General features: G+C 50.3%; 2 protein-coding genes. Both read right to left on the minus strand.

The features are described 5' to 3' along the window. Window positions 1-17: 17 nt before the first annotated feature. Window positions 18-8,237: a S8 family serine peptidase gene (locus tag HNQ56_RS04320; protein ID WP_429143182.1), complete on the minus strand. Its 8,220-nt coding sequence runs from the start codon at window positions 8,235-8,237 to the stop codon at window positions 18-20. 37 nt (window positions 8,238-8,274) lie between these two features. Beyond that, entirely contained in the window at window positions 8,275-15,132 is a 6,858-nt protein-coding gene (locus HNQ56_RS04325) for a S8 family serine peptidase (protein WP_429143184.1), read from the minus strand. Between the last annotated feature and the right edge of the window lie 257 nt (window positions 15,133-15,389).

A 15,389-nucleotide genomic window follows, 5' to 3' on the forward strand; every position in this document is an offset into this window, starting at 1 on the left:
TGCACCACCTTAATTATTTATTTCGCAACGAAGTTGAAATGTACAATGGTATTAGAACTTGTATCAACAACTAATTCCCATGTTCCTGTACTTCCTCTAAATGTACCATTAACATCCCATCTTAAGCCATTCTTCAATACTGCATCTTTTACTGGTGTTCCACCTTTCATAATTTCATCAACCAGCAATGTGGTTCCATTTGAATCAATATATGGTCTTGCAAGGTCTCCTTTATTAGCACCTTTTTTTATTATATCATTCATATGATTTTGTACAGTTTTAGACATTTTCAGTTCTGATGCATTTATCTTACCCGCGCCCTCAACAGCATTCCCAACACCCTCAACAGCATCATCCGCAAAATACTGTAAATTATATCTTAGGAGCCCCTTTGAATTCCCGTTCGTTCCCTGAGCTGTTGCCTCGGCCGTTTTTTGAGCTGTCTTCTTTGTTTTTTGAGTTGCATCAATTGCTTCATCCGTAAACTTACTTATTCCGTCTATCCCATCTATTCCCAGTGCGGCAAAGTCGGCGACTATCCTCCATTCATCACCCTTTTTATAATTTAGCAGGTCTGTCGCTAAAGCCGCAACATCCACAGCATCTCCACCAGGAAGCAATGCTATTAAGACATTGTATATTTCGGTTCCCCCGTTAAAGTGGTTTAATAATCTCCTGCATTGATATGTGTAAAAATCCATCGTATAATCAGGGTTCTGGTACTGGGGCTGCTTTATGAGATTGTCCACCGATCTGCTGTATTCTTCTAACTGTTCTCCGCTCATCCCTCTCTGTTTGGCATCATTCTTCATGTTGGAAGCCATTAAATGAGAATGGGTTTTATTATCTATCACTCCGGAAGTTGATTTCAGCTTATTATCTGCCTGATACTGTGTAAGCGCCCCTGCTTCTGCTTTTGTAAATTTACCATCCACTTTTACATTATAACCAAGTTTCTTTAACCAGGCTTCGCTTTGTATTACATAAGGGCCAGTAGAATTCACTTGAATGTATGGAGTCTTTATCCCTCTTATGCTTACGAAGTAATCCAGCTTTATATTGCTTTCCTTTACATGCCCGGTTGGATCTATGTACATTATGGGATTATTATCGCAGTATGAATACAGGTTCAAACTCAGTGGATCATTCCTCTTACCGGTATAGGTATCCTCCGTGATAAATCTCGCCGTCACACTGTCATAGTACCTTGCATTCAGGTAATACAGTCCGCTTTCCTTATCATATCGGTAGCCCGCATAGGTTATGTTATTATCCGCTTCCCCTGTCTGGCTCAGAATGTTTCCAAAGGCATCATAGTCATAGGTCGCAGCCAGGCTTCCCTTTTTGTCCAGCAGTCCGGTTACATCCCCGTGGGCATTGTACAGATAGTAATACTGCTCTGTCCTTTCCCCTTTCACTCTTCTGGTGAGCAGATTGGTTCCATACCCCTGGTAAGCAGTCTCCGCTCCAGTAGCATCCGTCTCCAGTACCACCTTATCCCCTTCATAGAGATAGCGGGTGGTCTTTCCCCCGGTGGTCTTCTCCACACGATAACCCTGGGCATTGTAAACATAGCTGCTGGTACTGTCCTTCTCTTTGGACTGGATCAGCTGGTTGAAATGGTTGTAGGTATAGAGGCTGATTTCCAAGGCTCCGGTTCCGGCCTGGCTGTCTCTCTGGATCGTAAGCCCGAAGCCCGGCAGATTTTCTCCCTGGCGGATGCCGCCGTTCTGTTCCGGTGCTCCGGTCTGGCTGCCTTCTTCACCCTGCCCCGTCTCCCCGGTCTGACTCTCCCCTGCTTCTCCTGCCTTTACCTCCGCTTTGTTCTTCGTCCGGCTGATCATATTTCCATTGCTGTCATAGGTATAGATGGTTTCCGCTCCGTCCGAGGACAGGGTGGAGACCAGGCGGTTCCGGCTGTCATAGACGTACTGGATCAGTCCGGACTGGTTTTCCTTCTCCTTCTTTTCCGTGATCCGGTTTCCGGCCCGGTCATAGGTATAGGAGGTCTTCATTCCTCCCGGTTCCCTCACTGTGCTCAGGCGGTTCAGTGCATCATAGCTATATTCGGTCGTTCCCTTTGCCTCTGTCTTCGTCAGCTGGTTTCCTGCCCCGTCATAGGTATAAGTATAGTAGGACAGGGTGCTTCCGTTACTTCCTTTATTGGTCAGGCTGACGATCTGGTTTTTGTTGTCATAACTGTAGGACTGGATGGTTCCGTCCGGATAGGTGATACTCTTTTTCGTTCCGTTGGGATAGTAGGCATAGACAGTGGTCTCTCCCCCGGTCTTTACCTTCCACAGTCTTCCTGCCTTGTCATATATCTTCTCCGTCATATTTCCCTTGGGATCGGTGGTACGCTCCCCATAGGTTCCTGCTTCGCTTCCCGCCAGATCATAGACATAAGTACTCTTTCCCATACTGGGAACACTCTTGCTTATGGTACGGTTTAATGCGTCATACGTCCTTACCGTAGTTCCGGAGGCATCCTCCATGGTCAGGAGATTCCCGTTGGCATCATAGGTGGAACGGATGGCTTCCTCTCCTGCATCTTCCAGGATGACTCTCCCCAGAAAATCATAGGCATAGACGGTTACGACCTGGTTCCGGTCCGTTTTGGATGCCAGTCTGCCCTCACTGTCATAGGTATAGCGTTCCTCTGAATCCGCCTTGCCGGAAGGATCCTTCTTGACACTCACAAGGTTCCTTACGTTATAGCGGTAGGTGGTACAGTTTCCGTTGCCGTCAGTCTGGCTCAGAAGATTTCCCACGCTGTCATAGGTATAGACGGTCTCATTCCCAAGAGCATCCGTTACACTCAGCAGACGGTCTGCCCCGTCATAGGTATAGTGCGTTTTATTTCCCCTGCCGTCGGTCTGGGTGATGACATTGCCCCGGGTATCGTATTCCCTGGCGGTAAGGTATCCTTCCCCGTCCCGTGTTCCGGTCCGGCGCAGATCCTTGTCGTAGAGGAATTCCGTCTTATGGTGCAGGGCGTCGTAGGATAGGGTCTGGGCATTGGCGTCGTTATAGAGAATCTGCTGGATGATCTCCCCGCTAAAATCCCTGATTTCGATTAGCCGATTGATTCCATCATACACCTGCTGCTTCTCGCTGCCAAGGTAATTCTTTTCCGTCCGCAGATTGCCGTTCCGGTCATAGGTATAGTTTGTCCTCTGGCCCGCTTCGTTGGTTCTGGCCGTGACCCGGTTCAGCGCGTCATACTCTGTGGTACAGGTATTCCCCCTTCCATCCGTCTCGGATAACAGGTTGCTGTTCAGGTCATAGGATCTGGTAAGGGTAATGCGCTCCCCCGTTTCTCCCGCTGTGATCTGCCGGATGGCTCTTCCCAGGGTATCATACTCCGTGGTGATCACTTTTCCCGCACTGTCCTTCTCTCTTACCAGACTGCCGTTCCTGTCATACTGGTAAATCTTCTTACCTGCCGCGATGGTGTCATCTCCCGGCAGCGCCTCCTCCGACAGCTTCCCAAGAAGATTCCATTTCCGGGTGGTGGTATTTCCCCTTCCGTCGATAACTGCCACCGCCTGGTTTAAGCCGTTATAAGCGACAGTCTGGGTCGTGATGCCGTTCAGCTTCGCGGTCAGGAGGTTCCCCGCCCCGTCATAGGCATAGGTATAAAGAGCACCCGGATCGCTCTCCCCGGTCTTTTGCCCAAGGCCGTTATAGCTGTACAGCACGCTGTAAGGAAATCCTTTTTCCCTGGCCTGGGCATCGGTCTGCCGTTCCGGAAGGCCCGCCAGATTATACTCCATTGTTTTAGTATTTCCTAATGCATCCGTCTCTGAGGCCACATTTCCCAGGGTATCATAGCGGTAGGTGCGGACCGGTACCGTTACCCACTCCTTTTCCCATTTAAAATCCTGGGTCAGCTTCCACTTCTGGTAAATCTCCGTCTGAACCAGTACTCTTCCCCTGGCATCATAGGTATACTCCGTCCGCTCCAGCTTGGAACGTTCCTTCCCTTCCTCGTAGTTTGCCGGACTTACGATAGCGGTTCTTCTTCCCATCCGGTCATAATACATTCGGGTGACATTGCCAAGGGCATCCGTCTTCTTAATCTGGCTGCCTCTGGCATCATAGGTATAGACCGTGGTGTTGCCCCTGGCATCGGTTTCTGAGGCAATCTGCCCGTCCCAGGTATAGGTTCTTCCGGTGATGGCCTTTGTGGTCTTGCCCTCCGCCTTTAATTCCCTAATTTCCGTGAGAAGGCGGTTTAACCGGTCATAGTTATAGAGCGTCCTGTTTCCTTCCCTGTCCTGGCTGCTGATCCGGTTCCCGTTCAGGTCATAGGCATACTCCTCCCTTAACTCCGCCTGTGCATTGTCTGTAAAATTATTTCCTGCCAGATCCCCTTTCCGTACCGGCAGAAGGATTGCGGTGGGATTGCCCCGGAAATCATACGTGGTTTTCCTCACTCTGGCAGAGGAGGCGTCGGCATAATCCGCCCTTTCCTTCTCCCTTCCTTCTCCGTCATAGACATAGGTCGTCTTTCTGCCTTCCGAATCAGTAGTCTTCACCAAAAGACCGTTCTCATAGGTATGATGGGTCTCATAGACCTGCTCCGGCATGGCATCCAGAAGAACCGTATCCCTTCCTCTGGTCTCTGTCAGGACTCGGCCTGCCTTATCATAAGAAAAGGCGGTGTAAGAATAGTAGGTCATTCCGTTGTTCACACAGACCGGGCTGTAGATCCGGGTTATCCTGCCAAGGGGGTCATAACGGTAGCTGGTGATGGCTCCATTGGCTCCGATTGCACTCTGAACCGTTCCGTCCGTGTTATAAATCGTCTGGGTTCTGCTGTAGTCGCCGTAGCGGACCTCCGTTTCCCTTCCTGCATAGTCACTGACATTCACCTGAACCGATTTGTCCTCCCCGTCTCCGTAAAGGGTCACGGTTGTCTGGGCTTTTCCGTCGGACAGGCCGGTATAGCTGTTCTCACTCAGAAGAACCTCCGCCTCACCTTCCTTTGCGCAAAACCAGGTCTTAGTCAGGCGGTTTAAAGCATCATATTCATAACGGTAAATAGAATTGTTCGGCTTCTTTTCCTGCTGCTTGTTGCCGAAGCTGTCCCACTGGTATTCGGTTCGGTTCCCCCCCTCATCGGTTTCCGCCTTCAGATAACCGCTGTCATACCATTCATAACGGCGGCCGTCCTTTCCCGTATAGGCTCCTGTTCCCAGATTATCCTTTGCTGCCTGATACTCATTAGGGCTTACCTTTAATAATATGTTTCCGGCCTTATCATAAACCGTTCTCTCTACTCCCCCGTCCGGGTTGGTCTGCCGGATCAGAAGTCCGTTCCTGTCATAGGCGTAGCTGGTCAGGTTCCCCTCCGGCGTCTTCTGGGTCAGCCTTTGTCCGATTTTATTATAGGTATAGAGGGTCTTGTTGCCCGCAGGGTCTGTTATGGAGGCGATATCCCCGTATTGGTTATAGGTATAGGCCGTCACCTCTCCCTCGGGACCCGTCACTGTGTTTAATAATCCGGCTGCATTGCATCCGAACCGGTCTTTGGCCTCACTTTTTGTATAATAAGTATATCTGGTTACGGCAAAGTCCGGGGATTTGCCTCCGGTATAGGCCGTTGTCCCATTTAAGGGCTGCGCCGTCTCAAGGAGTATGCTCCCGTCTTTTTCATAGACATAGAAGGTCTTGCTCCCGGCCTCGTTGGTCTCCTCGATTACATTGTTCCATTTATCGTATACAAAGGATTTTATACCGCCGTCGGGATTCGTCTGCTGTAAAACATTGCCGGTCTTTAAATCAATCTTATAATCCGTACGGTTGCCGTAGCGGTCTATGACTGCCTGGACATCCCCGTAATAGGTATTATAGTCCTGATAGGTGTATTCGGTAATGGTACTTTTCCCTTCCGGATCCTGGACACGAATCGTGTACATCGCCGCATCAAACCAGTAGGTCCATTTTTTGCTCTTCTGGTTGGTTATGGTGGTGCTGCGGACATTGCTGTCATAGGTATAATGCCAGATCTCTCCTGCCGCGTCTCTGGTTTCTATCACCTTATTCTCGGAAGGTCCGAGGTTATGGCTGTAGATCAGCTGCTGGAACAGCTTCCCGTTCTGGTCGGTAAGCTTCGTCAGATACTGGCTGTCGTCATACTCATAGGAAAGGGTGCCGCCCGCCGGGTCTGTCACACGGGTCAGCAGATTCCTGCCGTTATACTCATAGGTTACACTTCTTCCTTCCGGATCGGTCACCGAGGATAGCAGATTCTTACCGTTATAGGCCATCTTATAGTCCCGGCCCGCCGTATCCGTAATCTTAGTAAGCCTTCCTCCTTCGTAGGTCAGAGTCAGCCTGTTTCCGCTCCTATCCTCCATAAAGACAAGCATATGGGTAGCGGTATCAAATCCATACCGGTATTGATCCTGTGTCGTCAGCAGATCCACACCGGAGACATTCTTTTGAAAGGCGGCTCTGGTGCCTTCTCCCACATAGCTTCCGTTCTGCAGATGGAATACATGGGAACTGCCGTCCGGCAGATTCACCTCTGCCGCATTGCCCTTAAAGGTTATCCTTCCCTCAAAGCCAAAGGTCCAGCCCCGCCCCAGCAGGGTCTGCCTCTGGTTTCTGGAATTATAGGTTCTGCTGAGATTCACCTGGAAACCGGGCGCCGCGATACTCATGTCGGTGCAGGTGACGGAGTAATTGCCGGAGGCAGGGTTTACCCCGCCCTCCCCGTAATGAAAACGCTCCACATTGCCGGCCTTTTCATTCATGGTATACCAGGTATCACTGGAGCCCTCTCCTTCTACCGGCAGAGTATCCCCGCCGTTGCCTTCCTCGTCGTAGGTATCCTCCGGCTGAATGGTTCCGGTCAGGGCGGCAAAGGCGTCCACTCTGCCGCCGGAGGCAATCTTATCCTTTAATGCTGTGCTTTTTACCGCTCCCTCCAGAATACGCGCCTTAATCTTTGCCGGCGATTCCTCCGGCATATAGCTGCCTACCAGCCCCGCCACACCGGAGACAATGGCCGCCGACACGGAGGTACCGCTGTTGTAGCCGTATTGATTTCCCGGCAGGGTGCTGTAGATACTGGTTCCCGGCGCCGCGATATCCACATCCCCGCCGAAGCTGGTAAAGGTGGGAAGCATGCCCCTGGAATCCACCGCTCCTACGGAGAGGATATTCGCCAGGTCAAAGGCTGCCGGATACACCGGCTTCTCTTTTGTATCCTGCCCCCTGTTACCGGCTGCGCAGATAAAGAGAATGCCGCTGTTTTCCATGGCGCTTTTCAGAGCCGGATTATTGTCCGTTCCTCCAAAGCTGCAGTTGATGATCTTCACGCCCATGTTCCTGGCATATTCTATGGCTTCAATGGCATCACTGGTATAGCCCGTATTGCCGCTGATGAACTTTAAAGGAAGCAGTGTGACCTTCGGTGCCACACCTGCCATCCCGCCGTTATCCGCCTGCGCCGCGATGATGCCGCCGATACCGGTTCCGTGGGCATCCGTATCCGCACTGTCAAACACGCTCTCGTCATCATTCATGAAGTCCCAGCCATTTACATCATCCACATATCCGTTTCCGTCATCATCGATTCCGTTATCCGGTATCTCGGAGGAGTTGGTATAAATATTTTCCGCCAGTTCTATGTGCTCCGTATCCATTCCGGTATCCAGAATACCGATTACCACCTTCTTATCTCCCATGGTCCAGTTCCAGGCATTGAGGACATTGATATCCACACCGGCCCTGCCCGTGTATCCGTTGACCTCCTGCCCGTCGTTAAAGATGGCCCACTGGCTGTTCAGACTGCCGTCTGTGGGTACGGCCTGCACGGTAAGGGCATAGTTGGGCTGTGCATACTCCACGTTGGGGTCCTGCTCTAAGGTGCTGATTACACTTTCTAAATTCTCCGTGCGGTCTACCTCATACACCGTAATCCTCTGCTTTTGAAAGGAATTCTTCTGGCGGAAGGTTCCCTCCCTGGTCTTTGTCTTCACCCGGTTTACCGTACTCTCCGCCTTGCCGGCATCCTTATATTTTACAAGAATATCGGTTTTGCGGTTGCTCTTTATCTTCTTCTCTCTGACCGTTACCGGCTTGACCGGCTTATCCTTCCCGTTCCTGTTTTCGGAGGGGGTTCTCTGCTCCGCCGCTGTTGCCGGAGGAATATAGGTATTGGCAAATATCATGACAAAGGCCATAATAAAAGCAATTGTACGTATTATTTGTTTCTTATTCATGGACTGTTTTCTCCTTTCCCTTTATGAAAGGGCATCCTTATTTTAAGGTTACTCCGTACGTCAGGGTAACTTCGGCTCCCACCTTGCTTCGGAACCTCAACCTGCCTGCGTTGCCTGTAAAGCTGCTGCCTCCCTTTCCGTCCGGCAGAAAGATTACGGTAGTCTTATTCCCTTCCGTCTCGATCAGCATTCTGGTACGAATTTCTGTGATATAACAGGACCCGGTCTCCTTTGCTTTCGTCAGCTCACAGCCGTCCAGCAATTCCAACTCGCTGTTATTATAAGTCAGAGACAATTTATAATTACCAAGGTCTTTTACATTTTGCACCGGCAAAAGGCAGGAGAACTCTTCCCCCTCTTCTACTAAGAATCTGACAGGCAGCGGTGCCTTGAAATTAACCGTCTCGGACCAGCTTCCCTTTTCCTCGCCCTGACAGGCGCGGATTCTGATGTTTCGCTCCATGTAAAATACGGGATAGGAAAAATCCATATGGTTTTGTGTTGTAATACCTGCCAGAATTCCGTTGATCTCCACCTCATAGCAGGTTGTTCCTCCGACGGCGTCCCAGGATATTCTGACCGCATTCTCCTGAGGGGTTACTGCCGCGTTACCCGGCGAGGTTACCACCGGTACCACTCTGATGAGACTGCTGAAGGCTCCCGCTTCTCCTCCCTTTACCGCTCTGATCCGGAAATAATGCGGTATGCCGGGAGTCAGATTATCAATGATAAGCTGGGTTTCCACCGTCCGGAACAAAACACCGTTCTCGTTCTCTACCTCATACCCCTCTGCCCCTTCCACGCTGTCCCACTTAAGGGTAATGGCGGAGCCGGTGACTGCGGTACCGGGCTTTACCGGCTGGGCTGTTATATTGAGCGGAACACCCGGAAGGGCTCCTCCCGTCATAACCGTATAGGTCTTGCTCCATTCTCCCTCTCCTGCTTCATTGTAGGAACGCACTCTGTACTCATAGCTTCCGGAGGAAGCCAGTCCGGTCCGCAGGATGGTCAGAGAATTGCCTGCATCCTCCTGTACCCCGTCCAGTTCCAGTATATAGCCTGTTGCCTCTTCCACCTCTTCCAGGGTTATCCGGACACTGTCATAGCCTGCTTTTACTTCCTTGATTTCAGGTGCCCCAGGTAATGCTCTGGCAGCGGTAAAGCTGATTTCCTCCGACCATTCATAATAGTCCTTCCCTTCGCTGTCCCTGGTTACCGCCGCGATACGGATGCGGTATACCGTTCCGGGCTTCACCTCTATTACGGCAGAGACCTTGGACACAGGCTCTCCTGAAGTCCCGTTGACTTCCACCACATAATACGGTATTCCTTGCGCGCCATCCCAGGTAAGCAGAAGCTTTCCCTCCTCCTGTCTCAGGTAACTGATATTGGAGGGTGCATGGGTCAGGATACCCGCGGTTGTTGTGACCGGTATGCTCCATTCGCCGAAGCCGCTGATATTGCCGGCTCTGACACGATAGCTATGGCTGCTGCCTTCCGCTAAGGCTCCATGATGGTACCGGTTCGCCGGTCCGTCATAAAGAAGTGTCCCGTCCGCCTCCAGCTGATAGAACGCCGCTCCTTCCGGAACGCTCCAGGTTACTGTAATGCCGGAGACACCGGATGCTGCAAAAAGCTCCGGTATTGCCGGTACTGCAATCGGAACTGCCGGGCCCGCGCCGGTGTCCAATGCCGTCATAACCGTACCGCTCCAGCCGCTGCCGCCGCCGTCATTCACACTTCGTACCCGGATCTCATACAGAGCACCTTCCTCCTCCGGTATCAAGAGATATTCCGAAGAGAAGATAGGGCTTATCACGGTTTCATTAATGGATAATTCATAATAAATGGTATTGGGGGTGCTGCTCCAGTGCAGATAGATCTCTTTCTCCGATGCTGCCGCTGTCAGCTCTCCCGGTGTAACCGGCGCGATATCCTCCGTTCTTACCGTTACCGTATCACTCCATCTGCTCTTGCCGTAATTGTTTCTGGCTCTTACCCGGTAGGTGTGCTCTGTACCGGGAAGCAGTCCCAGGTGCTCATAGGCAGTTTCCATTCCCATGTTTCTGACTTGACCATCCAGCTCCAGTTCATATCCCGTTGCATGTTCGATGGGCTCCCAATCAACTGCCACGGAGATACTTCCTCCTGATACAACCCTGATCTCCGGCACCTTAGGAAGCTCTCCCAAGGCTTTTTTGGTCAGCGGCTGGCTGTACCCGCTTTCTCCCGAGGTATTCACTGCCATAACCGCATAGGTATATTCCTGTTCCGGTGTTACCCTTGTGTCCAGATAGGTATTTTCTATTCTATTTTCCTCGATTACTATTCCGTCCCTAACAATACGGTAATGGGATGCTCCTTCGGAGGCCTCCCAGGAAAGCATAATTCCTTCCTCCTTGGCAGCGGCGCGGAGTCCCTGAGGGATCTTCGGAACATTGATCAAGGTCCTTGCCGTCACCTCATTGGACCACTCCGTCTCTTCCAGGCTTACATTTCTCGCCTTTACCCGGAAGGTATACCCGGTATCCGCCTTTAATCCGGTGACCAGATATTCCAGTGTTTTTATATAAGCCGTTTCCTTTACCTGCTGTCCCGCCTCCAGGATCGCCAGTTTATATTCCACTGACAGAGGATTGCGCCCTGCCTCCCAGACGATCCTGACGGAATCCGGGCGAATCTCTTCCGCCTTTACTTCCCTGGCTACGGGAGTCTCCGCATGGGTATAGTCTGTCACCGTATCACTCCAGAGGCCTGCATTGCTCCATAGCGTTGCCTCCTCTTTCCTGTTCGGGTCACATACATTAAAGGCCCGGATTTTAATATTACACTGACTGTTGAAGTTTTTTGTATCAAAGGTTATTTCAGGAGTTCTGCTGTATAGCTTTGTTACGGTGCCATTACAGACTATCTCCGCCTCATAGCCTATGGCGTCTCCTATTGCTTCCCAGCTTACAGAAAGCGTACAGCCGTTCATGCTTACTTTCAATCCCTTTACCTGCGCCGGGGGCAGAGGCTTGGTTGCCGCCGTCAGCTGTGTCTGACTCCAGCTTCCATAATTGCCGGACTGATCCGCGGAACGGAGCTTATAGCGATAGCTGGTGCCGGGTGCCACATTCTTGTCCTGGTAAAAGGTTCCCATGACTCCCGGAATAGTGCCGGCAGCCGTCACGGCTCCTTGCGCTGATAAGGTCTCACGGTATATGTCATAGGTAGCCGCGCCATCCGCCGCATTCCACAAAAGGCTTATGTAGGAGCTTGTTGCCTCGGAGACTCTGAGGTTTCCGGGGGCGGCAGGACTTGTCCTGGCCGTTACACTGTTTCCCGCGACACTGCCCGTACCACTGACATTTCTTGCTGCCACGGTAATGCCGTACTGGGTTCCCGGCTGCAGGCTGTTTAATAATACCGCCTTACCGGCATAGGTATTATCATAGCCCGGCTGTATCCACACCTGACTCGCGCTCAGACCTCCGCTCGCGTTGGCGTAGCTGCTTCCTACCTGAACACTGTACCAGGTTCCGGCAGGATTGCTGTCCTTTATGATAATTCTTAAACCTTCACAGGGAAGGGCATTCACAGTTACCACCGGCTTATCCGCGGCAGTGACAAAGGTGCCGCCTGATGAGGCAATATGGTCTGTATTATCTCTTACCTCTACGGTATAGGAATGACTGGCATTGGCTGTCAGACCCGATTTCGTGAAGGTACTTTCCGAAAGCCATTGGGAAGCCACCCCGTCTACTGTATAACGGTAGGCTGCGGCAGCAAGTCCTGACACCGTATCCGCAGCGGATACCGTGAGCTTTACCCCGAAGATATCCGGCGTTACTGTCACTTTACTTATGGTCGGGGCGGATTTGTCCACCTTGAAAGCAACACTGGTCTCTCCCATCGGTGCTACGGAGTCCTTTGCCGTGGCCCGGATGGTATGGTTTCCTTCCGATAAGGCTGAAGCATTGATTCCCGTCGGAAAGCTTACCACGGCTCCTGCCTTCGTATTAGTCGCGGTAACCGTACCGGAAGGGGAAGCGCTTCCATCCAGATAATAGATGCAGGTCAGATTATCATTTTCATTATCGATTACCCGTACCTGTACCGCATACTTGGTCTGCTTCTCCTGCAATACCGTACTGCCGCTGATATTGTAAAAGCTTACAGAAGGAGGCGTGGTGCAGGAAAGGCAGCTGGAAACCGTGGTATAGCCTGAACTGGATACTGTGCCGCATCTGCTGCAGGAGTTTTTATAGCTATGTCCGTTGCTGCTATGGGTAGAAGATACGGAATAGCTGTAGCTGTGCCCTGTGGGCGAAATAGAGGATACATTTCTTGTTGCAGAACAATTTCTGCAGCGCTCACCGGATTCACCGTAACTGGTACAGCCCGGGGAGCTATAATATGACACATAATCATGGCCTGGTATCGCTTTGGGTTCAGTTTTTGTCGCCGCGCAAACGGTACATTTATACGCTATACTTCCCGCCTGTGTACAGGTACTCGCTGTCTCGGATACCTTCTGCCAGGAGTGGTCTTTTTTAGGAATGATTTTCTCATTCTTAATCGCATGGCAGCCTGAGCATTCATCTCTTGTATAGCCGGCCGCCGTACAGGTAGCCCCTTGGGATACAGCTTTCCAGCTAGTATGATTGTTAGGATCTTTGGGAATTGACTCACTGTAAGAATAAGTACAGTTTTTATTCCCACACGTATATTTTTTCGATCCAAGTTCTGTACACGTAGCTGACTTTGTTATTTCCGGCTTCATACTATGCCCCGTTGGCTTAACAATATTATCTTTTTTTGTTGATGAGCAGTTGTCGCATTTATATGAGGTGTATCCCTCCGCATCGCATTTTGCAGCGGTTGTACTGGTTTTCGTATATTTGTGCCCCGTTTTCGTTAATGTATTAGTATACGAGGCTGAGCAACGTGTACAGGTATAGGTGGCAAAGCCATCCTTGGTACAGGTGGGTGCCATGGAACTGCTTCTTTGATAATTATGTCCATACGCATCTATGGGATCTCTTCGCGTACTTCCACAATCAACGCATTGAAGCTCGATATAGCCAGGGTTAGTACAGGTCGCCGGCTTCGTTCTGAGTTTAGTGTAAATATGCTTGCAGGCCTGGGCATATACAATTCCATCCCAGCCTTCTCCTACCGCGTCTTCAATAAAATGTCCCCCGTCCGTATCCTCGATATAGATCTCATAATTGCCGTTTTGCATGTTTTGGTATGCCTTTACCACATCCACGATACCATGTCCAAAGGAGTTATAATTTCCCAAGTCATAAGCATTGCGATACAGCAAATATTTAATATGGCCGTTGGTCAAAGCCCTATTTCGGCCCCATATCAGTGCCGCTGCTCCCGCAACATGCGCTGCCGCCGGGGAAGTTCCGCTCACTACTGTGGTTGTATTCCCCAGTCCGGTAGTCTCAATACCGCTTCCGGGCGCTGATATATCCACCTGGCTTCCATAATTAGAGAATACGCCCTTGGTATTATTACTATTGGTTGCTCCCACACAGATTACCTGGGCATAGGCCGCCGGATACATGATCTGGCCGTTGTTGTTATTTCCCGCCGCCGCGATGACCAGAATATCGTTCGCCACCGCCTGGTCTATGGCCTCCTTTAATATCTGGGAATACTGGAGGCCGCCAAGGCTTAATGAAATAATGTCCATTCCGTTTTCAATGGCCCACTGGATTCCCTGTATGATTCCGCTGTAGCGTCCGAATCCATCCTTATCCAGCACCTTGACAGAATACAGCTGTGCATCAGGTGCCATTCCGGCAAGACCGCTCCCGTTTAAGCCGGCAGCAATAATTCCAGCCATGGCAGTACCATGACCATGATCATCATCATAGCTGGTCACTCCCTCAACAAAGGATACTCCGCCCGCCACCTTTAAATCACTATTATTCAGGCTGATTCCGGTATCAAAGACCGCCACCTTGATTCCGCTTCCTGTAAGGTTCTGCTCCTGAAGCCTGTCTGCTCCTGTCCTTACAATATTCCAGGGCAGTTTGTCTCCCAACGCGCTGGAGGAAGCCGCCTGGTCCACCGGTAAGGGATCCATCTGAGGCGGTATCTCAATTCCTTCTGTGAATATCTCAAATCTCCCTTGGAAGAGATCATTGAAAATACATTGATCACAGCAGACCCCATTCTCCAGGCAATCGAAACTGTGCTTGTCACAGCAGGGTTCATAATTCCTCCAGAAAGCTCCCTCTTCCCCCTGCTCCGGTTCCGGAAACACATAATTCTCGTCCACCCATTCTACTATGGGGCCGCAATCATCGCAGCCATTCTCCGGACACTCGGCGCAGCTTTCTCCGGTGCAGCCGGAGCAGACTTCTCCGGTACCATCCCCGCTGCATTCTCCGGCACAGTCAAAGCAGCTTTCCGCAGTGCAATCTTCGCCGTTTTTCCCTTCACAGTCAAGGCAGCTTTTCACAGTGCAATCTTCGCCGTTTTTCCCTCCGCAGTCAGGGCAGCTTTCCGCAGTACAATTCTCACAGTTTTCTCCGGCACAGCCGGAGCAGCTTTCCGTACCGGCTCCCCCGAACATCTGAACCACGGTATCTTCTTCCACCAGTTCAATCTCTTTATCCTTTAAAAAGGAATTCATCTGGCTTGAATCAATCTCAAAAGAATACATTTTCTTTCTGTTCAGCTGTTTTGATCTCTTTAATCTCCCGTCTTTTTTTCTGCTGTTGATGTGATTCTCAATGTTTTTCGAGCTATCCTTGTATTTAACCAGGATACTTTTCACATTTCTTTGATCATCCCTATTGCCGCCATTTTTAGCATAGGAAACAGCACCCCCTGGCAATAAAAGACATACAATAAGTAACATAAGTCCCCACAACCCTATTCTTTTCTTCACCTTTCAATCCTCCATTCTTACAAGACCCGTGAAAAATCTTGATTTTTCACTCTTCTTTCATGACTGTATTCCCACTATATGGAACAATATATTCCAAAATCCCTTGCAGTAATGGTCTTATTTCCTAAATTAAATCTTTTTTTGACATATTTACTGCGAGTTTTACTAATATTATATTTTATTTACATTTATGTCAATATTTTCTATTCGACTTCATTCGACACATTTCAATGTACTATGTATTCTAATCCTCCTCC

This window comes from Anaerotaenia torta, from assembly GCF_050433395.1.
GTDB lineage: Bacteria > Bacillota > Clostridia > Lachnospirales > Lachnospiraceae > Mobilitalea > Mobilitalea torta.